The following is a 20,865-nucleotide window of genomic DNA, read 5'->3' on the forward strand; positions in this document are numbered from 1 at the left end:
AAGATGAGGGTGGTAGTTCCATACTCTAAGGCAGCGCGTGGAATCCATCTCGCTTATACGTTGTACTATCGCGACGGCGACCAGGCTCGCTAGGTTCCGCCTGCCGAGACGCCAAGTTTTGAGGCCGCTCGCGCCGAAGCGATCCGTTGCGGAATCGGCCTGTTGGCTGATCTGGGCGATGACGATATGACCGGATGGTTAGTGCGCATGCGCGATCAGGCAGGCAACGAGCTTTGCACGATCAACGTCTGCGAGGCCGAAGCTGCACCGCAAACGGAAACAAGCCGGTTAGGCAGCACCGCTCACGTCTGTGTCGATACGCCAGCCCTTATTCAATTAGATCGTCGCCAGTCGGAACTTTTGTGATGTTGAGCCCTTGTCCATTGAACAGTGGAGGTACCAATGGCTAACCTGGGAAAATTGGCGATCGCGATGCTCGGCGTCTTGGCATACCAAAATCGCGACAAGATCGGCGACATGATCCGTGGAGCGGGTGATCGCAACCCAAATGATCCGCAAGGCGGGATTCTGGATCAGCTTTCAAAAGGCGTTTCGGGGGCCGCGCTTGGCGATATTCTCGACCGGTTCAGAGGGGCAGGCGCCGGATCGAAGGTCGATTCGTGGGTAGGCACCGGGCCGAACGAGCCGATCCAGCCAAGCGAGGTGGAAGCAGCCATAGACGAAGACACCCTGACTTCCCTCTCGATGCAGACCGGCCTTTCGCGCGAGGAGCTCATAAGCCGGATCACGCGAGATTTGCCTGAGGCCGTCAGCAAAATGACGCCTACTGGTGAATTGCCCGTTGAGGCGCCGAAAAGCTCCGGTGAGACGACCTTGCTCGACGACGTGCCATCGCACAGGACGCAAGCGAATTCAGGCGGTCAAAGCGATATCTAAGGTGACGGCTATCCATCAGGGAGAGATACTAAATCGTACTGGCGCGCGAGTTGGCATGATCGGGCAGGGCGGTCACGGTGGTGATACAGCAAACGTACTTGCCGAGTTGGATCTATTGGCCGCGCTACTCGATTCCCGCTGGCGCATTCCAGGCACATCAATTCGTTTTGGACTGGATGCGCTCGTAGGTCTGGTCCCCGTACTCGGAGATGCGGCGACGGGCATTGTCTCGGCCTACATCGTCTTGCGAGCTCGAAACGTCGGTGCCGGAAATGGCTTGGTCGCTCGCATGCTAGGCAACGTGCTGCTGGATACGCTCGTAGGAAGTGTCCCAATTCTCGGCTCGATCTTCGACGTCTATTTTAAGGCGAACAATCGCAACGTCACTCTGCTGCGCCGTCACATCAACAAGTGAGGCGGATAACCAATCGTCGCGATGCAATTCTTCTAAAAGGCTCGGAACCGACAGGGGCGCTGGGGCTTGAGTCGCGATTCCTGGAGTCGCGAGCATATGACCAGTGCCATTGACCGGCTTTCGTTCATCGAGTTCCAATCGCCCACACTGGTCGAGAAAGCTCCCGAAGGCGGAGATTGGCTTCACGAGATCAAATATGACGGCTACAGGACGCAGCTGGTCGTTGAAGGCGGAAAGGCGCGAGCATTCACGCGTCGCGGCTACGATTGGTCCCACCGTTACAAGGGGATTGTTCAGGCCGCGGCAAGCCTGCCGGTCAAATCCGCTATCATCGATGGTGAAGCTGTCGTCCTGGGCGACACCGGCCTGCCGGACTATCAAGCCCTGGAACGGGAGCTGGGCAACCCAAGTTCGCTACGGATGACTCTCTACGCTTTCGACCTCCTGTACCTCGATGGCCGTGATCTACGGGAACAACCGTTAGTGAAGCGCAAGGCTGCGCTGAAGAAGCTGCTGACCGAAACCGAGCCAACCCTGACTTATGCCGAGCATCTGGAGGTGAACGGCAAGGATATGTTCGACCATGCCTGCCGGATGGGCATAGAGGGAATCGTATCGAAGCGAGCGGATGCTCACTACCGCTCGGGCGTCCAGACCAGTTGGGTCAAGGTCAAATGTGTCAAGAGCGACACTTTTCCAATCGTGGCTTTCGTCGAGAAACTTGGCGCGCAGCCGCGCCGCATCGCATCGTTGTACATCGGCAGGCGAGAGGGCGACCGGCTGCTTTATGCCGGGAAGGCCCAGACCGGCTATACGCTGGACGCAGCCCGGCGCGTTAGGGAGCGGCTTGATCCGCTTGTTGTCGCCAAGTCACCGCTGTCGGAGCCGATCAAAAAGCCCAAGGCGACATGGGTCAAACCAGACGTTCTCGCCGAGGTGCAATTCAGTGGCGTGTCGGACCGGGGCATCTTGCGTGAGGCGGTCTTCAAGGGACTCCGCGAGGACCTTCAGGCAATCCCGCCCAAGCCTCCATCGCCGTCCAAGCGGAGGTCGGATGGCCAACACGGCGTCCCGCGCGAGAACATTCTCCAACTGCTACCCGATGCGGTTGCACCTTCCAAGGAAGAGCTGGCAGACTATTGGCGGCGGGTCGCTGATCAAGCTCTAGTTCATCTGGTTCGGCGACCGCTGAAGCTGGTCCGCCACGCCTCCGGCGCAACCTTCTATCACAAGGGACCGCTACCTCGGATACCGGCGTCCGTGCACCAGCTCCGCGTTCAAAAGCGCGAAGGCGGCGAAGGCATTCGGGTATGGATAGATGACATGGATGGTCTGCTTGGCTTGGTCGAGATGGATGCCGTTGAGCTTCATCTTTGGAACGCGACGATTGACGACATCGAACATGCGGACCGGCTCGTCCTCGACCTCGATCCCGGAGAAGGCGTGCCATGGGACGCTGTGATCGAGGCCACGCTGGCGCTACGGGGCATCTTGGAAGCGGCAGGCTTGGAGAGCTGGCCAAAGGTCACTGGCGGCAAAGGCATCCACTTGATGGCCCCACTCGTTGCGAAGATGAACCATGACAGCGCCCGGAAACTGGCCAAGTCGCTCGCCCACCGTCTGGTTGATACCGATCCTGACCGATACCTGTTGTCAGCTGACCCCGCCGCCCGAGGAGGCCGGATCTTTCTCGACTATCTCCGCAACGGACGGGGCAATACCGCAATAGGCGCTTTTTCCCCGCGAGCGCGGCTCGGCTTCCCAATTGCCCACCCGGTCACATGGAAGCAAGTCGAGGCGGGCATCCGGCCAGACGTTTTCACGCTCGCGCAGCCATTCAGACCCGCTCGTCGAAAAGCCGCGTGATGCGTCGCGACCATCAGCCGATATCAGCCCGTTTCTTGCCTCGCGTTCGAGCCTCTTCCGGTCGTTGCCGTGTTCTCTGATTAGCTCGCGGACCTGTTCTGGCGTGATACGATGCTGTTTGGCGAAATAGCGAACCTCATAATCTTCATCGACTGATACACGGTTGCGATCTCGAAAATCACGCTTGCTCTTATCGTCCGCCATTATCTTTCCTCCTGATCAGAGAAACAACGACCGACGTTGTATGTTCCCGGCGCCTCACTTCGGCCGCCAGAGGCGCGGGCTGTCCGACCGGACTGGGGCCGCAGGCATTGCGAAGGTGATCTGGCGAAAGTTGGTTGGCCAAAGGCGAGGGTGATTTCGTTTGCTGTTCGGGATAGCTGACCGTCGATCGAGCCTGCCTGCGGGCCTCTTGTTTTTTTACGACGCCAGTCGGAACCCCGACGGGTCGCAGATGATTCAGATGCGCATCCGGCTATCAACGAGGATCGTGAGCAAAATGGCGGGGGTGACCACGAAGGCGACAAAACTGCGCTCCGGGAGCCCAAAGTTTCGTCTAGGACGCATGACCCGGGTCACAGCGCCGCGGCACGATTTCGACTTCATCACCAAGGTCGGCCGCATAGACCACGCCGGAGCTCTCGCAATGTTGCAGAGGCACATGGGAGATATAGAGGCGGTCTTTTTCGGAACTGATGTTTTGGCTAAAGCGCTAGACCAGCCTGCCGAGTGACGCTCAGTTAATCCCTATCGCGGCGCCCAGCCTGCCTTTCCGTTGCCGCTCAGTAAGCCGGCACAAGGCGCGTGTTTCGCAACGGCAAGGCCATGGTGAACTGCAAGCCGTCACGATGGTAGTTCAATTCGATCTTGGCGTTGCATTGCACGGTCACGACTTTTTCCAGGAGTGTCGTGCCAAACCCGCGGCGACTGGGCTGCTCGACTTTCGGCCCATCTCGTTCCCGCCAGTCAAGATTGACGATCTGTGTATCGCCGGACCCGCCTAACGACCAGCGGACATCAAGGCGGCCGCCCGTTTGCGAAAGCGCGCCAAACTTCGACGAATTGGAGGCCAGTTCGTGGAAAGCCATCCCGACAGGGACCGCAATGTCGGCGACTAGCGCTACGTTCGGGCCTTCCATAACGATACGCGGCCTGTCGCGCGTCTCATAGTGGTCAAGCTCGCTTTCGAGCAGCTTGTGCAGGGAGGCAGTCTGCCAATAATCGTCGGTAAGCATCGAATGGGTCTGGGCCAGGGAAACGAGCCTGGCTGAAAAATCGCGTACGAAATCATCGACGTTGCCGCTCGACTTGGCCGTCGCGCCCATCATGGCGCGAACGTTGGCCAGCGTGTTCTTGACGCGGTGATGCAGCTCGCGGATGAGCAATTTCTGCCGATCGGCGACCTCCCGCTTCTGTTCGATGTAGGACTGGACCTCGCGCTGGCGGGCGCGGGCACGCAAGGCGGAGCGCACCGAGTTGGCGAGGCTCGAAGCCAGAAATGGCCGTTCAAGCACGATCAGATAGCGGTCCAGAAATGCCATCCGCGTGTCGACTTCGTTCCCCCGCATCGTCAGAAGCACGATCGGAAAATCCGACCATGCGGGTTGGGCTTCAAGCCAGGCCGCAAACTGCGTTCGATCGGAACTGAGCAGGGCCTCCTCGGCCACGACAAGGCACTGAGCCTCGTCGAGAAGCGGCACTGCCTCTTCCAAGCTGCCGCACACACGCGAGGCAATCTGGTTTGTAGCCAGGATGGAGGCCGCGATCCTCGCGTCACGGCCAAGCGGCGCCAGCACGAGAACGGCGGGGCTGGACGACATCACAGCGCCTTATCCCTCAGAAGGTCTGTCGGCTTGCCTTCAAATTCCGGAGATCCCATCAGGATGCCGCGGAATTGTTCCAGTGGCTCACCTACGGCCACGCCGTTACCGCCGATTTTAAACTCACGAATCGTCTCTTCGTGGGGGCCGACACGTTTCTTGACAACGGAAATCGCGCGTCTCAACTGACCTGCGTTCTCGAAGAAGCGCAGAAGCATGATGGAATCGCAGAGATAGGTCATATCGACCGGCGCTGCCGTTTGCCCAAACAGCCCGTGATTGGCCAACAGCAGGATCGTCGCCACTGCCTTCTGATTGAGATAGGTGAGGATCTCGTGCATCTGAAGCACCAGATGCTGTTCTTCGGACATGGCATTGAGATAGCCGGTTAGGCTGTCGATCACGACGATCCGCACATTGGATTCTTCGACGGCCGCTTGGATGCGCGAAGATAATTCGCCTGGTGAAAGCTCAGCCGGATTGACAGATTCAAGCATCAGCGTGCCGTCCTCGGCAAACGGCTCCAGGTGCATGCCGAGCCCGGCGGCGCGCGCCAAGAAGATGCGCTTTGTCTCGTCAAACAAAAGCACCAGCACACGCTCGCCACGCTCGAGTGCGGCATAGCAATAGGTGCAGGCAATGGTAGACTTGCCAACGCCAGACGGCCCCATCAGCATCGTGCTGGTACCACGGGCCAGCCCGCCGCCAAGCAGGGTGTCGATCCGGTTGTTGCTCATGGCCGGCGTATCATGCTCGGCCACCTCATGCTCGGCTGCAACGAGCCGCGGATAGGCGACAACGCCGCCTGGGCGAATTACGAAATCGTGAAAGCCGCCCCGGATCTGCACGCCGCGCATTTTGATCACGCGTAGCCGCCGACGCTCTCCACCATAGACGGGCGACAGCTGCTCCATCCGAATGACGCCGTGACTGATCGAATGCAAATTGAGGTCATCCTGCTCAGCCGTCAGGTCGTCGAGCATAAGCACCGTCACATTGTTGAGCATGAAGAAGCTCTTCAATGCCAACACCTGGCGCCGATACCGCAATGACCCTTGCGATAAAAGTCGAATTTCAGAGAGCGAATCGAACACCACGCGATCGGGTCTGACGCGTCCGATCTCGGCCATGGCAGACTGCACGGTTTCGCCGAGTTCCAATTCCGAGGAATGGATCAAGGTCTGTAGCTGCGCCGGATCGAAACTGAGCTCCGGCGGCACAAGTTCAAGAATTTGCACCCCCTTCAGGTCCCAGCCGTGACGGCCAGCAACCGAGAGCAGTTCGCGCTTGCTTTCTGACAAAGTGATGTAAAGGCATGTCTCGCCTTTCTTGGCGCCCTCGATCAAAAACTGGAGGCCAAGAGTGGTTTTTCCAGAACCTGGTTTCCCTTCGATAAGATGGGAGCGGTTCCTGGCGTAGCCGCCACGAAGAATGTAGTCGAGCCCACTAACTCCAGTTGCGATCGCTGAGGCGTCGTCTCTGTCCAACTAATCCCCCAATGTAATTTCGAGAACCAGATAACGACGGGCACCTTTGGCGGTTCCACGTCTCTCGGTGAGCGCTATTGTCGTGAGACGAAAAGGCGACAGGAAGCGCGGCAAAAAAGGGCGCCGTACCTCTCGGAGCCCTTTTTCAAGTTCAGTTTGGAACCGGCGACCTACCAGCCTTGCCGGCCATACCAGTCATCGATGTCGCGCTGAGCGCGGTCCTTCTCAATGCCGTAGCGCTCCTGAATCTTGCCTTCCAACTGATCGCGGTTGCCGGCAATACGGTCCAGATCATCGTCTGTGAGTTTGCCCCACTGTTCCTTGACCTTGCCCTTTACCTGCTTCCAATTGCCTTCGACACGGTTCCAGTCCATGGCACCTATCCTTGTTTGTTTCGGACTGAGAAAAACGCCGTAACGCTACCGGAGTTCCCGTCAAGTTTGAGCAGATCGACCGATCGAAGCGTGGCGAGGTAGGCGGCCCCGAAGCAACCCGCTCTGGAACGCGATGATGGCTTGCCGCGCCGGCTGTGTTCTCCACAGTCTTGGCCACAGTCGCTCGCGAGACCAGCTTCGTTGGACAAACAGCGACAGGGATAGCGTGAAGCCAACTATGCTGCGTTGGTCATCCAAGCCTGGCGTCAGATACTAATTCTTGCTGTTGGGAGCCATGTTCCCTGCGGCTTTTGCCCTGAAGCGCCTTACCCGGCTGCGTCTGCCGCAGCTCTCATCCGAGCACCACCGCCTGCGCCCGCCACGCGAGGTGTCAATGAAAAGCCAACCGCAGTTCGGCCCGGTGCACTCGCGCACGCGGCGGCGGTCATTCCTGGACACCAAAAACTCGGCTGTCTCAAAGGCCACGCGGTGGCCGATCGTGTTCAGACTGGCTGCGTCGGTCCACTGCCAAGCGAGGCGGTCGCCGGACGGGAAAAGCGAGCGCTTCGGCAGGGCTAGGGCGACTGCATCGCGCACGATTTGCAAGGCATCGTCCGGCACCCGGGCGCCTGCCGCCTCGGCCTGGAGAGCCGCGTAAACGGCCTCGCGCAAAATCTTGGCCTTTTCCAATGCCGCCTCCGCAAGGAGCGGGCGGGCGGAAGCCTCCGCGAGCAGTGCTCGCGCCTCATCGACGTCGATCAAATCGGCACGTCCAGCCCAGACGACCAGGTCGGCATAGGTCTGCAAGAGGTCTGGGCCCCATACATCGCGTCGCGCGTCGACCGTGTTGACGAAGTCCAGGCAGGCGTGACCGCCAACCATGCGCATGTCGACGATAGTCTTCGCACAATCCATCCGCGGAAACATCGGTTGGCGGAACCGTATTGGCAAGAGGCCGTTGTAACGAAATAAACGTCTTTTGGCCGTTACGACGAACCAACAAACGCCCAGCGAAGGCTGCTTCCGATGAACCGCAACACAGCGACATTTTTGGATTTATGTGTGATCTGGGGCACCACGTGGATCGGTATCAAGGCAGGGATCGCCACCGTGCCGCCTCTGATGTTCGCAGGCACGCGTTTTACAGTAGCCGGCTTGCTGATCCTCAGTGCGACGCGCGCCTAAGGGGCGCTGCTCTACCACGGGTGGCGAAAAGGAGTTGGCCGCGCCTTTTCGTTGTTACGTTGTTTATGATTCCGCTTTGCTATGGCCCACTCTTTTGGGGCATGCTCTACACGCGAGGCGCCGATTTCGTGCAGGAGCTGGATAAAGAGTGTGTAGCCATCGATACGGGCACCGCGGCTGTTCTTGAGCTTTCGCTGACCCCCGTCACGCTGCTTGGGTTTGCGTTGCTTCTGGGGGACGAACGCTATGACGGCCGCAGGCTCTTTGCGATTTTGCTCGGTGCGGCCGGTCTGTGCGTCCTGTTCGGGCCCGAAGCCTATGCTGGTTGGACACACGCAGACCAGCAGGGCAGGGGGCTACGGCTGCTGGCGATGACAGCGGTGGCGTCGGCAGCTGTAATCTATGCATGGGGTTCGGTGCTCGCGCGGCCGCTTCTTGAGGTATATTCATCGGACTTCATCGCCGGCTTCACCACCCTTTTCGGGGGCGCATTCCTAATTCTCATCTCACTCGTTGTGGAGCCAGGCGCGGCCGCGGCTCTGAAAGGCGATTGGGGCTGGCCGGCCTGGGTCGGGTGGCTGTTCCTCGTGCTGTTTGGTTCGTTCATAGGGTCTCACCCGTGATTGCCGTCGTGCTTGGCATCATCACCTACGGCGAGGAGGTTAGCCTGATCGACATCATCGGCATGGCTATCATGCTCTTCGCAGCGTTTCTTGCGCTACGCGAGCGCAAACAGGAAACATCATCCGCTTCCCCGCCGTTGATTCCACGCTCCGCGCGGGCCGATGGCAGACTATGAAAGACGGCGCGCGCATCCAGCCGCCAATCAGCCTTGAGATGGAAAAGCACAAGGTTCGCGTCTATGCGAAAAGAGGGCTTTCCCGGCAGCGTATCCCGCCTACCACCGGCGGCGAGGAAAGCTCCAGCTCATATGACAACACTAGTCGGCGAGGGATTTTGCCGAGTTGCTGTCAAGATTGCAGGCGGGATTGATGGAAAAATCGCGAGGCTGCAATCAGCGACCTATTCGTTCCGATCGCGATGCAGGCTATCCGCCAACGCGTCGACAAAGTGACAGCCGCATCGCTTCAGTTCCGCCACCTGAACGCCGAGACGGAATGCCTGACCATCGGCATAAGAACGTGCATAGCTTTCTGCTTCGAACGGAAACGTCAGGGTGCTGCCGTAGGCGGTGATGCGGACCGTCCACTTCTTGTCGCGAACGAGTTCGACTGAATTGTCGGGCGACGTCATGATTTCCTCCGGCACCAGCAAGGCGAAGGCACGGATAACGTCGCAAAGGTCGTTTGAATGCAAACAATCCGACACGCTCATGTCGCTTGTTCTATACGCCCAGACTTTCTCTCGATTAGAGCAGCGCCACGGCTGCAATGTTGGTGGCGCTAAGTCCCCTAGCTGCCAAGACCTTTCCCATCGCGTCGGTCCCCTTGCGGCGTCACGCAGCGACCTTTCTGAACCCAATCGCCGAGATCGTCAGCCCGCAGTGTCATCGAGAGAATAGCCGGCAAGCCGCACGGTGCGAATGGCAACTCTGCGACGACTGCTTCAACAACTTTCGCGACTGGCTCATGTGAACGTCGACCACCTGGGCGCTCGCACTGGCTTTCTGCGACCAGCCAGCTGCGATGAATTCATCACGGCTGATCACCTTTCAGGATTCTCGAGCCATGTGGCGCAGCAACTTGAACTCGATCGGCCCAAGAGGAATTTTCCCCGGTGCTGCAAACACGGTGGCATCGAGCTCCATCTCGACGTCGCGATATGTCAGTGGTCTGCGCTTCTGCGCCAATTTCGTGACGGTAGCCCAATCGCGAGCCTTCGCAGGTGGTCGAGGAGCTATTGCGGCGCAATGGTCTGATGAAGCGTTCGTCGACCCCGGGCTGCAACAGCCTGTGCTGACCTTCAGCACCTAGGGATATCAAGGCGACACAGGGCAGGGAATTGGTCCTGGCATCCCGCTTCAGCCGGCCGCTCCCGTCGCCAACTCATTGTCTGGCCGACAGTCCAGCACAATTCCCACGCACCGGCCTTTTCGCGGCAAGACCTATCGCGTCACCGATCGAGCGGGCCAGCTTGCTGCCGAAGCCATCCACCTGCAGAATGTCGCCTAGGAGCAGGTAGAACTCCGCATCCTGCGAGGGAGATGCACCGGCCGCGGCTCCGTCGAACTCAGCGAGGGAACGGAAGTCAGCTCTTCGCAGCCCAACTTCGAGAGCAGACGTTCCTGGATTGGCCTTGGCACATTTATGAACGGTCGATTCCAATGGCTGTCAAAGAATACAGCGCGACATTGAGGGCGCCAGCGAACCAGCTCGAAACCGGTCGAGCTAGTAGCCGGGCCGGGTCAATCCGAGACAATTTCGTAGTGAAGAAGCTGGGCTTCGTCGAGTGCCGACTTCACTCCAGGCGAGATGACGCCGGAGCCGAAGAGGACAATATCTTCACGGCGTACGAATACTTCATGGCCGAGTCCCATGGAAACAAATGTGCCCGAAGAGCTTCGTTCGAGAAGCCGAGCTCTGCCATTCAATATGGTGAAGGCGGCGTGGCGCCTCGATACCCAGGGCCGCTCGACGATGATATCGCATTCCGCCGATCTGCCGATTGTCACGGATTCGCCGTTTCGACAGGATCGCAGCTGATCTCTGTAGCGGATGACCAGATGAATCTGCCGCGGCAGGACCGAGCGTCTATCTGTAGTGGCGCCATGGCTGGTGATCTGCGTACCGGGGGCCCCATCGTCGCTCCACAGGGTATAGACATCGAAGAACTCTTGCTTCCCTTTCAAGGCCATTTTGTCGAGGAGCCGCAGGCCCTTGCGGCTTCTCGGGGAAAGGGCTTCGCAGAAGCTCTGGCTGATCAGCACCTCTCCGGGGTTCGCCGTGGTGGACAACCTTGCGGTGACATTGACAACGTCACCGAATATCGCGCCCCGCGCGCGAATGACCGCCCCGAAATGCAATCCGATACGGGCGCTCAACGGCCCTTTAGTCAGTTGATGGGTAATTTGGCAGACGGCCCTCAGCGCCATTTCCGGGCTCTCGAAGAGGCTGAGTATGTCATCGCCTTTCGAGTAAATGAAATCACCACGGTGCTTGGCGACAATCTCGCGCATTGTGTCCAGGCAATCAGAGACCTGCTGTAGAGCGGCATCGTCTCCGATCCGCTCATAGAGCGGCGTGCTGCCCACGACATCAGCTAAGAGGACTGCGGCAAGAAGCGTCTCCTGATCCATCGATCTCGTGTCCGACCCGAAAACTCAGCGTGCGTGTATAACACACGAGGTCGCCTGCAACATATCTGCTCGAGCGCCTTTGATCGGGGCGATGCTTCAGGTGATCGTGGCGGACGGACGGGCGTATGCCATTCGTCGGCTTCGTGCCGGCGACATCCAGAACCGTCTTCGCCCCAATCGTTCGCGACCTCGGTGCTATGAGTGGACTTGGTCTTTTTAGGTTCGGAAAGGCTGACCGAGTTGCAACGGGCGACGGCCTTCTCATGCACCATCAACCACGACCCGATCTCGTCCCTCCGACTTCGCACGGAATAGTGCCAGATCGGCGGCTTTGACGAGATCATTCGGGCTCTCGTTCGTATTTGTGACCGGTGGCGACGCCAACGCTGTGCTTTGCGATAAGATCACGGATCCATTGATCAGATTTCAGGTATATTCTCTTTGAAGATGACCTGAAGTCGTGGTTGATGCGGTTCATAGTTCAGGTGCCTGACGGAGTGGCTTAAAATGTTGAGCGCTTCCCGCGCCTCGACGCGCGGATTTTGATCTATGACCGCATCGAGCGTCCCATCCAACAAAAGTTCCTTGGTGCCGTCTGTCACCTCGTGGCCGAGAAAGAGAATGTCTTTGGCGCGTCCACGCTCCTTGAGCGCCCGAGCGATGCCGGTGTTGCCGGCGCCGACATTGTAGATCGCGGCAAGATCGGGGTGCCGGTCCAGAAGCGCTGATGCTTCCGAATAAGCCTTCTCTCGGTCATCCAGCATTTCGCGCATCTCGACGATCTTGAGATTGGGCGACTCCTCGGTCAAGATGTGCCGGAATCCCATCTCGCGTTCCTCATGGCCGCGATAGGACAGCGAGCCGGCGAACAGCGCCACCTTGCTTGGGCGTTCCGATCCCATGAAGCGGTTGAGCAGATAGCCGGCCAGCCGCCCCGCGGCGCGGTTGTCGATGCCGATATAGGCCACTCTCGGAACATGCAGGATGTCGGAGGCGATGGTCACCACCTTGACGTCATTGGCTGACAGCGAGCGGATCGCCTCGCGCACCGTTGGATGATCGAGCGCGATCACGCCGACGCCTTGTGTCTGTCCACGCAATTCTTGCAGCAGGCGGGCGAGCCGGTCGGGGTTGAAGCCCTCTATGGTGGCGATGTGGACGTCGAGATCGGGGCGCGCTAGGGCCTGCGCCTCGATGTGTCGATGCAGCATCTTGATGAAGGAATTGGTGCCGGCCGGCAGAGCGAAGTCGAGACGAATGACCTCTCCAGGTGAGGGCCTGGGCGGCGCTCCGTTCGGGCCCTCCGCGATGTAGCCGAGGCGCTGCGCCATTTCGAGCACGATCTCACGCGTGCGCGCCCGCACACCGGGCCTGTTGTTCAGCACGCGGTCGACGGTGGCGGCGGAAACGCCGGCTTCCCGGGCTATGTCAGTCAAGGTGGAACGCACCGTCTTCATCTCCTCAATGCATCAGATCGCACAATGCCGCTAGCCCGTCCGACGGCCACAGCTGCCAGCCATCAGCGATTCTGATGGGAAATGATGTATCGAGCCTTAGCCGATGCGCAAGGAGGTTAGGCTAAATCGCGTCGCCCGGCGTGATAGTCGCGTGCCAGAAAGGCAGATTTCCCATCAAATCGAGGCATTGAGCCCGTGTGTCGACCTTTGCATGACGTATTTTCTCCGCGGTTGCGGTGTTACGATGTATTTTGAGTATTTATGATGTTGACAGCCTTCCGGTGCTGCCGTCAATATCCCTCAATGGGCTCGTGGAGGAAACATCGGCCCTGAGGGAGGAATTCCAATGTCTGATTTGATCCGCATATCGCGACGCGGCTTGTTGGCGTCCGGAGGAAAGGCCGCGGCGTTCGTGGCTGCGGCCGGTATCGCACCGCAATTCATCCGTCCCGGCCGTGCCGTCGCGGCCGACGCGCTGGCGCCAGGCATGGTCGGCGGCCCCACCGGTTTCAAGGGCGCAGAGCGCTATCAATATGGCGCCGACACGCCGGAAGGCCGTGCCGTTGAGGCGGCCAAGGCCTTGAAGGGAGCTGGCAAGGCACCGGCCAAGATCGTGCTTGGCCTGTCGGATGGCTCGATTGGCCAACTCACACAGCCTTTCCCTGCGGGTGCGCCGTCGATCAAGGAGCTGTGGGAAAAGGAGACCGGCATCCAGATCGAGATCGTCGGCCTGCCGAACGGCCAGGAATTCACCAAGACGATGCAGGACATCTCCACCAAGCGTGGGGCCTATGACATCTACTCGACGGAATGGAACCGCCTCGGCGACCTTGCCGAGACCGGCGGCATCGCCAAGCTCGACGACTTCGTCGCCCAGTACAAGCCCGAATGGGACGATCCCAAGACCGGCTATGTCGACGGCGCCAAGGGCGTGTCGCTGCTCAACAAATATCGCGGGTCCAACTATGGCGTGTCGCTGGACGGCGACTTCCAGACCTGGGTCTACCGCACCGACCTGTTCGGCGACGCTGCCGAGCAGAAGGCGTTCAAGGACAAATTCGGCTACGATCTGGCGCCGCCGAAGACCTGGAAGCAGCACAGTGACATCGCGGGCTTCTTCCAGCGGCCCGACAAGGGCCTGTTCGGCTCCACCGACCTGCGCAACCAGGGCTGGGGCTACACCAACTGGTATCAGCGCTATGTCTCGATGGCATCGCCCAACCAGTTCCTGTTCGGCGACGACGGCAAGCCGCTGATCAATTCCGAGCACGGCATTGCCGCCACCAACGAATATGTCGGCTCGCTGGTTCATCACTCGCCGGACGCGATCTCCTGGGGCTGGCCGGAGCAGTATGGAAATTTCGCCAAGGGCGGCGCGGCGATGACCTGCGCCTTCTCGAACCTGCCGAAATTCCTCGACAATGCCGGCAACAAGGATTCTGCCGTCACCGGCAAGATCGGCTCGATGCTGCCGCCCGGCCGCGAAGTCGACGGCAAGCTGATCAGCCGTTCCGTGCTGTGGTTCTCGCTGACCGGCATGGTCTCGTCTCAGTCGAAAAACCAGGAGGTCGCCTACCTCTTGCTGCAGTGGCTGGGCTCCGCCCGCATCTATGCCTGGATGAGCGCCAATCCGGGCGGCTATCTCGATCCGTTCCGGCTCTCGGATTTCTCCGATCCGCTGGTGCGCCAGACCTACCACGCCTACCACATCGACGTGGTGCGCGAGACCGTCGCCCGCACGGTGCCGACGATCAACTATCCCGGCGCCACCGCCTTCCACAACGCATTGGACGAAAACCTGATGGCGTCGCTGACCAAAGCCAAGACAGCGGAACAGGCGATGGCCGACACGGAAGCGGAGTGGAAGAAGATCGCCCGCCGCATCGGCGAGGACAAATTGCTCGAAGCCATCAGGACGAACAAGGAGGCCTGGCCGACTGTTCTCGACCCGATCAGCTGATCCGTCTCCCTGGATCAGCGCTGGAGGGGAAGAGCATCTGTTCCTCCCCGCCGCAGTCAACGCCACCAGCAAAGCAGCCAGATGAAGCGTTCCGTCCCCTTCGAGATATTCCGCTACGCCGCGATCTTCGCGGCGATGGCGGTGACGCTGGTGCCGATCCTGTGGATGGTGTCGATGGCCTTCAAGCCGATCGCCGAATGGTCGGCGACCGGCGCCGACCTGACATGGTGGCCGAAGAACCCGACGCTCGGCAATTTCCAGTTCGTCTTCGGTGAATCCAACAACAATCTGATCGTGGCGCTCGACCGCACCGCGCTGAAGCCGATCCTGTCGTCGCTGCTGTCGGCGGTGTTCGGCACGGCGATCGCGATGTCGGCGGGCACGGCTGCGGCCTACGGGCTGTCGCGTTTCGGCTCGGGCCAGAACCTGCCGCTGGCGCTGATCCAGCTCAGGCTGTTTCCGCCAATGGCGGTGATGATCCCGGTCATGATCATGTGGGCCTTCCTGAACTTCACCGACAGCTGGTTTGGCCTGGCGCTGATCTACGGCATCGTCACCCTGCCATTCGCTTTCTGGCTCATGAAGACCTTCTTCGACGACATGCCGCGCGAGATCGAGGAAGCGGCGCTTGTCGAAGGTTGTTCGCGGCTGCGCGTCTTCACGCGCATCACGCTGCCGATGATGCGCGCACCGCTGGCCAGCGCCGCCCTCTTCGTCTTCATCCTCAACTGGTCGGACTATCTGATCGCGCTGCTGCTGACGACGCGCGAATGGGTGACGATCCCCATCTACATGGCCTCGCTGTCCTCCTCGATGACCGGTCAACTCTATGGCGCCAAGGCCGCGCTCGGTGTTATCGCCGCGGTGCCGCCGGTCATCATGGGCATTGCCATCCAGCGCCATCTGGTGCGCGGGCTGACGTTCGGCGCGCTCAAGCAATGAGCGCGGTGACCGTGACTGTCTCGAAGGACGCAAAGGCCGCGCTTGGCAAGCCCGCGCTGCGGGACGAGGGAGCGCGGCTGGGATTCCGGCTGACGCTGCCGGCGCAGATCCTGGTGCTCTTCATCTCCGTCTTCCCGCTGCTGATGCAGCTCTACATCAGCGTCACCGACTGGTCGCCGCTATCCGGCCTGGGCTGGTGGAACGCATGGGAGATGTGGAACAGCTTCGCCAACTACACCGACCTTGCCGCCGATGCGCGCTTCTGGAGCGCGCTGAGGCGCACGGCCATCGTCATGGTCTTGTGCGTGCCTGTCGAATTCCTGCTTGGCCTGGCATTGGCGACGCTGTTCGCGGACGATTTTCCGGGCAAGCGGATCTTCTATTCGATCCTGCTGATGCCGATGATGGTGGTTCCGGCGGTGGCCGGCTACATGTTCTTCATGCTGTTCCAGTCGGGCGGGCCGCTGAACGACATCCTGTCGGCACTCAGCGGTTCCCGCGTCACCATCGCCTGGCTGTCTGACCCGACGCTGGCGCTGATCGCGGTGATCATCGCCGACATCTGGCAATGGACGCCGCTGATGTTCCTGATCCTGCTTGCCGGCCTGGTCGGCGTGCCGCAGGACCAGATCAAGGCGGCGACCCTGCTCGGCGCCAACCCGTGGCAGCGCTTCGTCACCATCGTGCTGCCGAAGATGAAGACGATCATCATCATCGCGCTGGCGATCCGTGTCATCGAGAACTTCAAGATCTTCGACACGCTCTACATCATGACCGGCGGCGGCCCCGGCGTCGCCACGGAGACGATCTCCGTCTACATCTACAAGGTCACGACGCAGGACCTGATCTGGGGCTATGTGGCGGCGATCGCGCTGGCCATCCTGGTCGTGCTTTCGATCGTTGCGGTATTGGCCATGAAGCGCATGGCGCGCGCAAGGCTGGTGCCGGCATGAGCGCGATCCAGCTGCGCAACCTGGTCAAGACCTTTGGCGAGTTCACGGCGCTGAAGACCATGGACCTCGACATCGCCGATGGCGAGTTCATGGCGCTGCTCGGGCCTTCGGGCTGCGGCAAGTCGACGACGATGAACATGATCGCCGGCATGGAAGAGCCGACCAGCGGCAAGATCCTGTTCGGCGATCGCGACATGGCCGGCGTGCCCATGGGCCGCCGCGGCGTCGGCTTCGTTTTCCAGAACTACGCCATCTTCACCCACATGACGGTGCGCCAGAACCTTGCCTACGGGCCGCGGATGCGCGGTGCGGCGACAGCCGAGATCGACCGCCGCGTCGGCGCCATCGCCGAGCTGCTGCAGTTGACGCCGCTGCTCGACCGCAAGGCCGACCGGCTCTCGGTCAACATCCTGCAGCGGGTGGCAATCGGACGCTCGGCGATCATGGAGCCGGCGATCTTCCTGCTCGACGAGCCGCTGTCCAATGTAGACGCCGCCTTCCGGGCGGTAATGCGGACCGAGCTCAAGCAGCTGCAGCGCCAGTTCAGGCAGACGATGGTCTACGTCACCCATGACCAGCTCGAGGCCATGACCATGGCCGACCGCATTGCCGTCATGGATCACGGCGTGCTGCAGCAGGTGGGAACGCCGCTGGAAGTCTACAACAATCCAGCCAATGTCTTCGTCGCCCGCTTCATCGGCGCTCCGGGCATGAACCTGCTGAAGGGAAGGCCGGCGGAGAGCGACCGGGGCCTGGTGGTCGATCTCGGGCCACTGGGGGTCACGCCGACGCTGCCGGATGCGCTGGCCGCCACCTTGCGCGGATCGCGCTCCGAGGTGCTTTACGGCTTCCGGCCCGAACAGGTGTCGCTGGTGCAGAGCGGGCAGGGCCTCGCCATGCCGGTGAGCTTCGTCGAGCGGATCGGCGCGAGGACCATCGTCCATCTCGGCGATGGCGAGACCGCCGTGAAGGCGGTGTTCGACAATGCTGTCGGACTGTCGATCGGCGAGCTTGCCGTCGTCGCCCCCTTGGCATCGTCCGTGCGTGTCTTCGATGCCCGCAGCGGCATCGCGATGCAGGCAGGTTGACATGGCCGATATCGTCTTTCGCAATGTCAGCAAGCGTTACGGCACGACGCTCGCCGTCGACGACGCCTCGTTCACCGTCAATGACAATGAATTCTTCTGCTTCTTCGGGCCGCCGCTGGCGGGCAAATCGACAATCCTGCGCCTGGTGCTCGGGCTGGAGACGCCTGACGCCGGAGAGATCCTGATCGGCGGCAAACCGGTCAACACCGTCTCTCCGGCCGAGCGCAATGTCGCCATGGTGTTCCAGAACCTGGCGCTGTTCCCGCATATGAGCGCGCGCGACAATGTGCGTTTCCCGCTGGTCGAGCGCAAGGTCGCCGAGGCCCAGATCGAGAAGCGTGTCGCCGATGTGGCCGCCAAGCTGCATATCGGCCACATCCTTCACAAGCCGCCGGCGCAGCTTTCCGGTGGCGAGCGGCAACGCGTGGCCATAGCCCGGGCCCTGGTGCGCGACCCGAACGCCTATCTGATGGACGACCCGATCTCTGCGCTCGATGCGCGGCTGCGCGAGGAAACGCGCGTCGAGCTCAAGCGCATCCAGCGCGAACTCGGCAAGACGCTGATCTACGTCACCCATGACCAGGAAGAGGCGATGTCGATCGCCGACCGCATCGCGATTCTGGAGAATGGGAGGATCCGACAGATCGGCGCCCCGTCCGAGATCTACGACCGCCCGGCGAACACCTATGTGGCGCGACTGCTTGGTTCGCCGATGATGAACATCCTTAAATCCGTTCGCGGCGAAGATGGCGTCGAGGCCGCCGAAGGCACGGTCAGCATCGACGATCGCGCTGCTCCGGCCGACGCGATCGAAATCGGGCTGAGGCCGGAGGACATCAAGGTCCGGCCCTGGGTCGACGGGGGCGCTGGCCGCCCGGCGCGCGTATTCGAGGTCGAGCCACTTGGCGGTTACACGGTGGTAACGCTCGCCGCCGGAGAGGCGCGGCTGAAGGCGCTGCTGCGCGGCCAGCCCGACATCAGGCCGGATGCGGTGGTAGCGATATCCTGCGAGCCGGCCCGGGTGCATTATTTCGGGCAGGACGGAGGCGCGTTGGCGAGATGATCGCGGCTGCGAAAACAGAATTGCGGGAGGAAGACATGGCGAGCGAAGGCTTCGAGCCGGACGTGAAGGTCCGCACGAAAGAATACCGTATCGGCTGCATCGGCGCCGGCATGATCATGGCCGAGTGCCATCTGGCAGCCTATCGCGAAGCGGGGTTCAACGTGATGGCGATCGCCTCGCGGACCCGTCCCAATGCGCAGAAGGTCGCCAAGCGTTGGGACATCCCGACCGTCCACGACACGCCGGAACAACTGATCGAGAATCCCGAGATTGAGATCGTCGACCTTGCCTTTCCGCCCGACCAGCAGCCGGCATTGATCCGCCATGCGCTGAAGCAGCCTCACATCAAAGCGATCCTGGCTCAGAAGCCACTGGCGCTGTCGGTCGATGAAGCCGTGAAGCTGCGCGACGAAACGGCCAGGTCCGGCAAGATCCTCTCGGTGAATCAGAACATGCGCTACGACCAATCGATGCGTGTGCTGAAGCAGATCATCGAGAGCGGCGCGCTGGGCGACATCGTCTTTGCGCAGATCGACATGCATGCGATCCCGCACTGGCAGACCTTCCTTCAGGACTACGACCGGCTGACGCTGGCCAATATGAGCGTGCATCATCTCGACGTGCTGCGCTTCCTGTTCGGCGATCCCTCGGAAATCACCACGCTGACACGCAAGGACCCGCGCACGACATTCGAACATACCGACGGCATCACCGTCTCGACGCTGCGCTTTCCCTCCGGCGTGCTCGCCGTGTCGCTGGAGGATGTCTGGTCCGGCCCACGTCAGGAGGGCTATCTGGACGACCAGCACATCAACTGGCGCGTCGACGGCACCAACGGTGTCGCCAAAGGCACGATCGGCTGGCCGAAAGGCGTGGCCTCGACGCTGACCTATGCCTCGACCGAGACGACGGATGGCAAGTGGGTCAGCCCGAGCTGGGACACGATGTGGTTCCCGCATGCCTTCATCGGCGTGATGGAGCAATTGCAGCATGCGGTGAAGACAGGCGCGCCGCCGGCATTATCGGTGGCCGACAACGTCAAGACCATGGCGCTGGTCGAGGCCGGCTATCGCTCGATGGCGCAAGTCCGCACCGTCAAGCTGTCCGAAATCTCGATAAAATCAGCCAACTGAATCGCTTACAGGGAGGAATTCACATCATGATGCAGGCAGGTATTTTCACGGGCTATTTCCCGTACGGCCTCGAAGAGACGGCAAAGAAGATCCGCGGGCTCGGTTTCAACACGGTGCAGCTCGACCTGCATTTTAGGGATATCGATCTGTCGGCCGGGCAGATCACTGAGGAAAAGGCCAAGCAGGTGCGCGACGTCTTCCGCGACAACAACCTGCCGATCTGCTGCGTGTCGGGCTACACCAACATCATTCATCCCGACAAGGCCGAGCGCGATAAGCGCGTCGGGTATCTCAAGGAAATCATCCGCAATGCGCGCAGCTTCGGCTCGCCCTACGTGATCTCCGAGACCGGTACCTACAACACCGAATCCGACTGGGTGCATCACCCGAAGAACAAGACCGAGGAAGGCTTCGAGGAATGCCGCAAGGTGATCGCCGAGCTTGCCCAGACCGCCTACGACCACGGCGCGGTCTTCCTCCTCGAGACTTACGTCAACAACGTCGTGGGCTCGGTCGAGGAGACGGTGAAGATGTTCGCCCAGGTCGACCATCCCGGCCTCGGCCTGTTGATGGATCCGACCAACTATTTCGAGATCCACAATATCGACAAAATGGACCAGATCCTCAACCAGGTGTTCGACACGCTGACCGACAAGATCCGGATCGCGCATGCCAAGGATGTGAAACGCTCCGGCAGCGACAAGTCGGAAAAGCATGCCGACATCGGCGACGAGGATGCGATGGAGAGCCACACGTTCCGCGGCGTCGGCGAGATCGAGCTGCCGGCGCCCGGGCTGGGATCGCTGAATTACGATCTCTATCTGCAGCGGCTGGCGGAAAAGCACCCAAACATCCCGGTCATCATCGAGCATCTCTCGGAAGACGACGTGCCGCGCGCGAAGAAATTCCTCGACGGGAAGTTCCGCGCCAACGGCCTGTGAGTGCCGGTTGCGCCGCCGGAGCATGGCG

Annotated in this window: 21 protein-coding genes and 2 pseudogenes; 15 read left to right on the forward strand and 8 right to left on the reverse strand. The window is 60.7% G+C overall.

Annotated elements, in window-relative coordinates; all coding sequences use genetic code 11:
- Positions 1-117: 117 nt before the first annotated feature.
- The 4 genes and pseudogenes from NKI15_RS25255 to ligD all read left to right on the forward strand — a co-directional run.
- Positions 118-366, forward strand: a pseudogene (locus NKI15_RS25255) (hypothetical protein); the annotation flags it as partial.
- Between the two features lie 36 nt (positions 367-402).
- Positions 403-897 carry a YidB family protein gene (locus NKI15_RS25260; protein WP_023705658.1) on the forward strand — a complete coding sequence of 165 codons (495 nt, stop codon included), beginning with the start codon at positions 403-405 and terminating at the stop codon, positions 895-897.
- A 55-nt stretch (positions 898-952) separates the two neighbouring features.
- Positions 953-1,312, forward strand: coding sequence for a DUF4112 domain-containing protein (locus tag NKI15_RS25265; protein ID WP_032891802.1), 360 nt, complete (start codon positions 953-955; stop codon positions 1,310-1,312).
- Positions 1,313-1,408: 96 nt separating this feature from the next.
- Positions 1,409-3,178 carry a DNA ligase D gene (gene ligD / locus NKI15_RS25270; RefSeq protein WP_023705656.1) on the forward strand — a complete coding sequence of 590 codons (1,770 nt, stop codon included), beginning with the start codon at positions 1,409-1,411 and terminating at the stop codon, positions 3,176-3,178.
- A 54-nt stretch (positions 3,179-3,232) separates the two neighbouring features.
- Here ligD and NKI15_RS25275 read toward each other — a convergent pair.
- From NKI15_RS25275 to NKI15_RS25295, 5 genes and pseudogenes are all read right to left on the reverse strand, one after another.
- Positions 3,233-3,382 (reverse strand): annotated as a pseudogene (locus tag NKI15_RS25275) (DUF3606 domain-containing protein); the annotation flags it as partial.
- Between the two features lie 578 nt (positions 3,383-3,960).
- Positions 3,961-4,998, reverse strand: a complete 1,038-nt coding sequence (locus NKI15_RS25280; RefSeq protein WP_023746308.1) for a sensor histidine kinase — start codon at positions 4,996-4,998, stop codon at positions 3,961-3,963.
- Positions 4,998-6,485 (reverse strand): ATPase domain-containing protein, encoded by a 1,488-nt coding sequence (locus tag NKI15_RS25285; protein ID WP_023705654.1) that lies wholly within the window; start codon positions 6,483-6,485, stop codon positions 4,998-5,000. The genes NKI15_RS25280 and NKI15_RS25285 overlap by 1 nt, the downstream gene beginning before the upstream one ends.
- A 170-nt stretch (positions 6,486-6,655) precedes the next feature.
- Positions 6,656-6,859, reverse strand: a complete 204-nt coding sequence (locus tag NKI15_RS25290) for a CsbD family protein (protein WP_023682266.1) — start codon at positions 6,857-6,859, stop codon at positions 6,656-6,658.
- A gap of 273 nt (positions 6,860-7,132) precedes the next feature.
- Positions 7,133-7,747, reverse strand: coding sequence for a CGNR zinc finger domain-containing protein (locus NKI15_RS25295; RefSeq protein ID WP_352887316.1), 615 nt, complete (start codon positions 7,745-7,747; stop codon positions 7,133-7,135).
- Positions 7,748-7,885: 138 nt separating this feature from the next.
- Between NKI15_RS25295 and NKI15_RS25300 the strand changes: the two genes are divergently transcribed.
- The 3 genes from NKI15_RS25300 (at position 7,886) to NKI15_RS25310 (ending at position 8,843) form a co-directional block, all read left to right on the forward strand.
- On the forward strand, positions 7,886-8,044 hold the full coding sequence (locus NKI15_RS25300; RefSeq protein ID WP_198020364.1) for an EamA family transporter: 159 nt from the start codon (positions 7,886-7,888) through the stop codon (positions 8,042-8,044).
- A 101-nt stretch (positions 8,045-8,145) separates the two neighbouring features.
- Complete coding sequence (locus NKI15_RS25305; protein WP_050587706.1) at positions 8,146-8,667, forward strand: DMT family transporter; 522 nt, start codon at positions 8,146-8,148, stop codon at positions 8,665-8,667.
- Positions 8,664-8,843, forward strand: coding sequence for a hypothetical protein (locus NKI15_RS25310; RefSeq protein ID WP_050587705.1), 180 nt, complete (start codon positions 8,664-8,666; stop codon positions 8,841-8,843). The genes NKI15_RS25305 and NKI15_RS25310 overlap by 4 nt, the downstream gene beginning before the upstream one ends.
- A 224-nt stretch (positions 8,844-9,067) precedes the next feature.
- On the opposite strand, the gene NKI15_RS25315 is transcribed toward NKI15_RS25310, so the two are convergent.
- Positions 9,068-9,379, reverse strand: coding sequence for a hypothetical protein (locus NKI15_RS25315; protein WP_023705651.1), 312 nt, complete (start codon positions 9,377-9,379; stop codon positions 9,068-9,070).
- Positions 9,380-9,732: 353 nt separating this feature from the next.
- Here NKI15_RS25315 and NKI15_RS25320 point away from each other — a divergent pair, with 353 nt between their 5' ends.
- Positions 9,733-9,978: a hypothetical protein gene (locus NKI15_RS25320; RefSeq protein ID WP_156932624.1), complete on the forward strand. Its 246-nt coding sequence runs from the start codon at positions 9,733-9,735 to the stop codon at positions 9,976-9,978.
- A 431-nt stretch (positions 9,979-10,409) separates the two neighbouring features.
- Here the strand turns inward: NKI15_RS25320 and NKI15_RS25325 are convergent, their stop codons facing one another.
- Complete coding sequence (locus NKI15_RS25325; protein WP_023705650.1) at positions 10,410-11,300, reverse strand: adenylate/guanylate cyclase domain-containing protein; 891 nt, start codon at positions 11,298-11,300, stop codon at positions 10,410-10,412.
- Positions 11,301-11,719: 419 nt separating this feature from the next.
- On the reverse strand, positions 11,720-12,748 hold the full coding sequence (locus NKI15_RS25330) for a LacI family DNA-binding transcriptional regulator (protein ID WP_023669472.1): 1,029 nt from the start codon (positions 12,746-12,748) through the stop codon (positions 11,720-11,722).
- Between the two features lie 355 nt (positions 12,749-13,103).
- Here NKI15_RS25330 and NKI15_RS25335 point away from each other — a divergent pair, with 355 nt between their 5' ends.
- From NKI15_RS25335 to NKI15_RS25365, 7 genes are all read left to right on the forward strand, one after another.
- A complete protein-coding gene (locus NKI15_RS25335) occupies positions 13,104-14,717 on the forward strand; it encodes an extracellular solute-binding protein (RefSeq protein ID WP_023705649.1) in 1,614 nt (537 codons plus the stop codon).
- An 81-nt stretch (positions 14,718-14,798) separates the two neighbouring features.
- Positions 14,799-15,659 carry a carbohydrate ABC transporter permease gene (locus tag NKI15_RS25340; RefSeq protein WP_023705648.1) on the forward strand — a complete coding sequence of 287 codons (861 nt, stop codon included), beginning with the start codon at positions 14,799-14,801 and terminating at the stop codon, positions 15,657-15,659.
- A complete protein-coding gene (locus NKI15_RS25345) occupies positions 15,656-16,612 on the forward strand; it encodes a carbohydrate ABC transporter permease (RefSeq protein ID WP_023708924.1) in 957 nt (318 codons plus the stop codon). The genes NKI15_RS25340 and NKI15_RS25345 overlap by 4 nt, the downstream gene beginning before the upstream one ends.
- Positions 16,609-17,700 (forward strand): ABC transporter ATP-binding protein, encoded by a 1,092-nt coding sequence (locus NKI15_RS25350; protein ID WP_023705646.1) that lies wholly within the window; start codon positions 16,609-16,611, stop codon positions 17,698-17,700. The genes NKI15_RS25345 and NKI15_RS25350 overlap by 4 nt, the downstream gene beginning before the upstream one ends.
- Position 17,701: 1 nt before the next feature.
- Positions 17,702-18,763 carry an ABC transporter ATP-binding protein gene (locus NKI15_RS25355; RefSeq protein ID WP_023705645.1) on the forward strand — a complete coding sequence of 354 codons (1,062 nt, stop codon included), beginning with the start codon at positions 17,702-17,704 and terminating at the stop codon, positions 18,761-18,763.
- A gap of 35 nt (positions 18,764-18,798) precedes the next feature.
- Complete coding sequence (locus NKI15_RS25360; protein ID WP_286439036.1) at positions 18,799-19,896, forward strand: Gfo/Idh/MocA family protein; 1,098 nt, start codon at positions 18,799-18,801, stop codon at positions 19,894-19,896.
- 26 nt (positions 19,897-19,922) lie between these two features.
- The gene (locus NKI15_RS25365) at positions 19,923-20,837 is read left to right on the forward strand and encodes a sugar phosphate isomerase/epimerase family protein (RefSeq protein ID WP_023707408.1); all 915 of its coding nucleotides are present in this window, start codon (positions 19,923-19,925) and stop codon (positions 20,835-20,837) included.
- Positions 20,838-20,865 lie beyond the last annotated feature (28 nt).

It is taken from the genome of Mesorhizobium sp. M0862 (genome assembly GCF_040319795.1).
In the GTDB taxonomy this organism is placed as follows: Bacteria; Pseudomonadota; Alphaproteobacteria; order Rhizobiales; family Rhizobiaceae; genus Mesorhizobium.